Origin of the sequence: Clostridium prolinivorans (assembly GCF_004011155.1) — a bacterium.
In the GTDB taxonomy this organism is placed as follows: Bacteria; Bacillota; Clostridia; order Clostridiales; family Clostridiaceae; genus Clostridium_AT; species Clostridium_AT prolinivorans.
Genome location: NZ_RJWG01000031.1, coordinates 1 through 4745, shown reverse-complemented (window position 1 = coordinate 4745; position 4745 = coordinate 1). Strand labels below are relative to the sequence as shown.

8 protein-coding genes and 1 pseudogene are annotated in these 4745 nt (G+C 29.7%); 2 read left to right on the top strand and 7 right to left on the bottom strand.

Annotated features, from left to right (window positions below):
- Window positions 1–92: 92 nt before the first annotated feature.
- A complete protein-coding gene (locus EGD97_RS12525; RefSeq protein WP_205693996.1) occupies window positions 93–839 on the top strand; it encodes a hypothetical protein in 747 nt (248 codons plus the stop codon).
- On the opposite strand, the gene EGD97_RS12650 is transcribed toward EGD97_RS12525, so the two are convergent.
- Window positions 836–988, bottom strand: coding sequence for a hypothetical protein (locus EGD97_RS12650; protein ID WP_228202035.1), 153 nt, complete (start codon window positions 986–988; stop codon window positions 836–838). The genes EGD97_RS12525 and EGD97_RS12650 overlap by 4 nt on opposite strands.
- 25 nt (window positions 989–1013) lie before the next feature.
- Between EGD97_RS12650 and EGD97_RS12520 the strand changes: the two genes are divergently transcribed.
- Window positions 1014–1376, top strand: a complete 363-nt coding sequence (locus tag EGD97_RS12520; protein ID WP_228202034.1) for a transposase — start codon at window positions 1014–1016, stop codon at window positions 1374–1376.
- 264 nt (window positions 1377–1640) lie between these two features.
- On the opposite strand, the gene EGD97_RS12725 is transcribed toward EGD97_RS12520, so the two are convergent.
- From EGD97_RS12725 to EGD97_RS12040, 6 genes and pseudogenes are all read right to left on the bottom strand, one after another.
- Window positions 1641–1766, bottom strand: coding sequence for a hypothetical protein (locus tag EGD97_RS12725; protein WP_265936977.1), 126 nt, complete (start codon window positions 1764–1766; stop codon window positions 1641–1643).
- A gap of 119 nt (window positions 1767–1885) precedes the next feature.
- A complete protein-coding gene (locus tag EGD97_RS12645) occupies window positions 1886–2098 on the bottom strand; it encodes a hypothetical protein (protein ID WP_228202033.1) in 213 nt (70 codons plus the stop codon).
- A 45-nt stretch (window positions 2099–2143) separates the two neighbouring features.
- Window positions 2144–2353, bottom strand: a pseudogene (locus EGD97_RS12640) (zinc ribbon domain-containing protein); the annotation flags it as partial.
- Between the two features lie 343 nt (window positions 2354–2696).
- Complete coding sequence (locus EGD97_RS12050; protein WP_164850221.1) at window positions 2697–3866, bottom strand: site-2 protease family protein; 1170 nt, start codon at window positions 3864–3866, stop codon at window positions 2697–2699.
- Window positions 3867–4053: 187 nt separating this feature from the next.
- Window positions 4054–4236 carry a hypothetical protein gene (locus EGD97_RS12045; RefSeq protein WP_127837543.1) on the bottom strand — a complete coding sequence of 61 codons (183 nt, stop codon included), beginning with the start codon at window positions 4234–4236 and terminating at the stop codon, window positions 4054–4056.
- Between the two features lie 170 nt (window positions 4237–4406).
- Window positions 4407–4625, bottom strand: a complete 219-nt coding sequence (locus EGD97_RS12040; RefSeq protein WP_127837542.1) for a hypothetical protein — start codon at window positions 4623–4625, stop codon at window positions 4407–4409.
- Between the last annotated feature and the right edge of the window lie 120 nt (window positions 4626–4745).

Below are 4745 nucleotides of genomic sequence, written 5' to 3'. Positions count from 1 at the left end.
CTTCTCCTATTTTTATATATCATATCATGACCGAATATTTATTGTCTAATTAATTGTAACCTATCCAATATCGAAAACTACAAGTAGACAAGATGCCTATCTTTGAAATTCCTGAAAAACTTGAGTATAAAGTTCTTCTAGAACATTACCTTCAAAGTCATAATAAGGAACTTCCGCCTGTTAAACCTCGTAAGAATAAAACTGTTGTTCCTAAAGAGTTTAAGTGTCCTAAATGTGGTGCTCCACACCAATATATTTATGATAATAATGGTGGTAAAGGTCAATATCTCTGCAAAGTATGCAGAACACCCTTTAATCCCAAAAACTATTTTCAAAAGTCTGTTATTTTAAAATGTCCTCACTGTGGTAAAACCCTTGAAAAAATCAAAACCCGTAAGGATTTTTATGTGCATAAATGCAAAAATAACAAATGTGAGTTTTATAGATCTCATCTGTCTTCAATGACTAAAAAAGAAAAAGAAGACTTTAAAAAGAACCCACAAAAGTATAAAGTTAGATATATCACTAGAGAATTTACTTTTGACTTTAAGCCTTTGAGTAGCAAAAGTCCCATTAAAACAAAGGTTACTCTTCCCAAAATAATGGTTACTTCACATACTTTAGGACTTATAATGTCATACTACGTAAACTATCAAATGTCCTCAAGACAAACAGCTGCTATTATGAGAGATATTCATGGTATAAAAATTTCTCATCAAACAGTTTTAAATTATGCTGAAGCTATATCTCATGTGGTAAAGCCCTTTGTTGATAATTACGATTATCAATTGTCGGGTTCTTTTTGTGGTGATGAAACTTACATAAAAGTTAATGGTTAGTGGCAATATATATTCTTTTTCTTTGATGCATCTAAAAAGATAATTCTATCTAATAGAGTTTCACCAAATAGAGACACTTTTTCAGCAGTTAAAGCCTTAGATGATGTCTTAACAAAATTTAAAACTATACCTGAAAAACTAAATTTCATTGTTGATGGTAATCCTATTTACTTATTGGCACAGCACTATTATGCAAGCCAAGGTATTAAATTTGATATTACCCAAGTTATAGGTCTTACTAACGATGATGAAGTCTCTAGAGAATACAGACCATTAAAACAAATAATAGAACGTCTTAACCGAACCTTCAAAGGTAGTTATAGGACAACCTGTGGTTTTAATAGTTCAGATGGATCTATAGCCTTTGTAACACTATTCACTGCATGCTTTAACTTTTTAAGAACTCATTCTACGCTTAATAATAAGGTCCCAGTAGAAATACCAGAACTTCAAGTTCTTGAAACCATGCCAGCTCGTTGGTGTAAACTTGTTGAAATGGCTCAAGATTACTGTATATCACAGCAGGCTATCGCCTAAGATTTTATATCTGTTTAGCTGAGCCCTTAAAGCAGCTGTTGGCGTTAGCGAACCCTTGACAAACCGAATTATCCAAATTTTAAAATTGGTTTTGAGAGGGCTTTTTGTCATGTCATTATATCCATTTCTTTCGCCCTCTTCGAGTTAAAACAAAATTTGAATAATGTTTGTCAAGGGCAACTGCGGTTATTTGTAATAGAATTACATTTATGGATATGCTAAAAATTTACTATTTTATAGTTTTTCATAAACTTTTGACACTACCTATAATATATTTAAAGTTAACTTTCCAAATAATTTCCAGTTTAAAAGTACTGCTCTTTGAATATTTGTGATAATTCTATCAACTACATAAACAAGCTTGTTTACAGTAATTATTCTATCCCACACTCCAAATTTCTCAATAATTTCATTGTAAATATTTTCCGACATGAGTTGACAGAATATTATTGTTTCAAACAAAAACAGCCAAAGTGATTCTACATTACCTCAGCTATCATATTCATAATCTATTCAATTACAACTTCAACCTCTGTTCCATCAAGCAAACTTACTATAATCTTATCTCCTTCAAACACCGTCATCTTTTCAGTAATACTGAAAAACAAATCCATATCGAATTCTTCTATTGGCTTTGCATTTTTTAATATATCTATAAACTGCTTTGACTTATACCTTACCAAAGTATTTTCACTCTTAATTCCTTCCTTCCACTTCTCCATAAAGTATTCCTTATTCTCCACCATGGCATTAAAGGTATTTACAAATGCATGATATAAAACCTTATCATCTATATGCTTATTCTCACAGCTCTTTTTCCCCTTAACTTCATATTTTTTATTGCATCTCCATATGATCCTTCTTAACCTTTCATCTGTAGAATTCCATACCTTTCTTCCAAAGGCACTGCCGCAGTGTCCGCAGATAACTCTTCCTGCAAAAGGATTATCTACTGTTGCATAATCAAGTTTACTGATGTTGTATTTTTCAGCAAAGGCTCTTCTTCTAGATATTTAAAATTGTACTTTCATGCCATCTAACTATAAATTTTTCATTTAGTTAAAATATATATTTGCGAAAAAGTGCACCCCGGGGTTCAAATCCCCTTAAAACCTTTGTCTATGGAAACATAAAACACACATAAAAAAGGGGCAGATTGCCCCAAGCCTTTGATTTCAAGCTATTTCTTCTCTATCATCGCAACACACTCCACATGTGTTTTGATAGAATGATGATAATAATACGCAGAATTATTTATTTTGCGTAAAGATGTACCCCTTTAACAAGAAGGTCGTAATAATAACATTTAGTTTAAAGCATTCAGATTTTCACACTCTTCTTGCTTAACTTATCAACTATTAATGATACTTTTCTTTTATAATTCTCACATTCACCTGCTAAAAAGTCTAAATCAGATATTATGTATTTAAAATCTGCCTCTAATAAGCTTCTGTCTTCATAAATAAACTTTAATGTATTCACTATTCTATTAATGAATTCATGATTATTTATAGTTTTATTTTTTGATATAAAATCCAGAAGATTATTATAATTTTTCGTGAGTTCACCTTTTGTTTTTAATGTATATTCATGTAACAAAAATTTATGAGAAACCTTTACCAATGTTAATGTTGATATTGAGTTATCGCTCTTAGTACTTTCTAAATTTTCAAAAATCCATTCTTTTAGCTTTTCCAACTCACTGCTAAGTACTTTTTCTTCAATAATATAATCATCTATAATTTTATCTGCCAATCCTAATATTAGCTCATCATAATCTTTCTTATTTATGGAATCCATTAAAAAACTTTCAATTTTAGTCACTAGAAAAGAATTCAACGGATACTCGAGCACTAAATTGTTTTGTAAAATTGCACATATATAATCTGGTTTATCATTTAAAAGCCTTATAAGAAAAAAATCTCCATAGCTTAAATTCTCATTATCTAGTGACTTTATTAAAATTGGCCAATTAACAATTATTAATAATAAACTTACAATTATAGCCTTATTAAAAACTAACAAAATGAATGCTATAATCAGGATAGCTATGGTAACTATAATTCCACTAAATATAAATTTAATATACTGCCTATTAAATTTGCTAAAGCCTGCTTGGTCATATATTACTCCGTTTACTTCAGGTGTGACAAATCCTCCTATTAAAAGCAACCCGACCTTATCGAAAACTATCTTAATCTTTCCGCCATTATTTATGTACTTTATCGGACCAACCTTAAATATTTTTATTTTAAAACCCATACTTTTTAGAGCTATTGCATGTCCTATTTCATGAATTATAATAGAAAAATGACCAATTATTAAAATTCCAAATAGTATTATACTGCAAATTACAGCTAAATAATCGGCATCAAAGCTCTTTCTATATTTTATTATACAAGCATATATTCCATATAATAAGATTATACAAGCTGCAATATTTATTATTATCTTAATCCTATCAAACCTTTTATTATTATATTTTTTCATTACAAGTACCTCATAGATTTTCATCATACTTCTATGATTATTAAAATCATCATTCATGTCATCATAAATGAATATCTACATATGTTGTAAGTATTCTTTAATTGATCGATTCATTAATAAGGATGGATACTACACATTATATACCTTCATGAATACTTCTACATTGTTAGCATAAACTGTCATTTTTTTACTTTTCTAATTTATTATATATATATTTAAAGTCATAAATAAAACATATTAACATTGGTATCCACGCAAGCAAGTACATAATTGTAGATGCGTTAAAACTATCCAATATACCTTTAATTATAAGACTTATAAAAGCACACAAAACCCATATAAGAACAAATTTAACATCTAGTTTTTTCATATTGATTACTCCCCTCTTCTATCTACTCCATACAAATCCTAAATTATATTTGAAACTCGTAGGTTTTAAACACCTACGAGTTATGTTTTATTACCAGCATGAAACTATATTAAATAACTATCTTTTTAAGAAAAATAACTTTTTTAATTACGAATCATTATTTAATTCTTCTAAAGTGTCATATGAAAATTTGGCAAAAACCATGCACTTGCAACATTGAAATTAATAGTCTTACCTCTGTATACCCCGTTAACAATACCTCCTAATATTGCACCAGCTATGCCAGGTACGACAGCCGCAAAACCAGCTACTATTAGTGAAGCTGCCGCAGTCCTTAATCCACCAGTACCAAAAACTACTGCTGCTCCTAATACTACAGAATATGACATAAGCGCTGCGGTATCTGTTTAATACAAATTCACTCATTTTTTATTCTCCTCTCATTTTATCATTTTTTTACATAAATGTATATATTAAAGGCATCTGTAGCTGCCTTCAATTGCTGGTTA

Excerpts from the sequence above, each read along its gene's own strand:
- EGD97_RS12525 (WP_205693996.1), top strand. The coding sequence starts at position 93 with ATGCCTATCTTTGAAATTCCTGAAAAACTTGAGTATAAAGTTCTTCTA.
- EGD97_RS12650 (WP_228202035.1), bottom strand. The coding sequence starts at position 988 with ATGAAATTTAGTTTTTCAGGTATAGTTTTAAATTTTGTTAAGACATCA.
- EGD97_RS12645 (WP_228202033.1), bottom strand. The coding sequence starts at position 2,098 with ATGGAGAAGTGGAAGGAAGGAATTAAGAGTGAAAATACTTTGGTAAGG.
- EGD97_RS12050 (WP_164850221.1), bottom strand. The coding sequence starts at position 3,866 with ATGAAAAAATATAATAATAAAAGGTTTGATAGGATTAAGATAATAATA.
- EGD97_RS12045 (WP_127837543.1), bottom strand. The coding sequence starts at position 4,236 with ATGAAAAAACTAGATGTTAAATTTGTTCTTATATGGGTTTTGTGTGCT.
- EGD97_RS12040 (WP_127837542.1), bottom strand. The coding sequence starts at position 4,625 with ATGTCATATTCTGTAGTATTAGGAGCAGCAGTAGTTTTTGGTACTGGT.